We start from the raw sequence: 615 nt of genomic DNA on the forward strand, positions 1-615 counted from the left end.
GGGCCTTCCGCCGACAAAAGAAATCACAATTGCGATACAAAACGATGCATACAAACCAACCATTGGATCTACACCTGCAATAATGGAGAATGCTATCGCCTCTGGTATTAGTGCCATTGCTACTACCATACCAGATAGGATATCCGCCCTTATGTTCCCAAACCAATCCTTCTTTATTTGTTCTAAATTCAAATCCATACCTCTTTCTATTATTATTTTGAAAAGCCTTCTACAAGGCTTTAACCGTAGATAACTTATGTATCATACCACATTTAGAAACAATGAAAAACTCCCTATGTAAGCGCTGTTATCCCTGATATACTTTATTATTCTAGCTAATACTTGCATATACTTACATAGTTCCTTGCATACAAAAATCCGAGGTAGCAAATCTTGTAAGCTAACTCGGATTTCTATACATCCTTTTAATCTATTTATTCTTGTATCTTGATCTTTCTTCTTCTACAACATACCATGTGGATCTATTACAAATTTCTTGGAAACACCACTATCAAAGTCATCATACCCTTGGGGTGCCTCATCAAGTGAAATTACCGTTGCATTAACCGCCTTTGCTATGTTTGCCTTACCATTCAATATGGCATTCATCAGTTG

General features: G+C 36.6%; 1 protein-coding gene and 1 pseudogene. Both read right to left on the bottom strand.

Annotated elements, in window-relative coordinates:
* Nucleotides 1-198, bottom strand: a 198-nt coding sequence (locus AC3G7N_RS21630; protein ID WP_489424191.1) for a SulP family inorganic anion transporter, incomplete at its 3' end; no start/stop codon positions are given.
* A 264-nt stretch (nucleotides 199-462) separates the two neighbouring features.
* A pseudogene (locus AC3G7N_RS21635) lies at nucleotides 463-615 on the bottom strand (formaldehyde dehydrogenase, glutathione-independent); the annotation flags it as partial.

It is taken from the genome of Virgibacillus carmonensis (assembly GCF_057836705.1).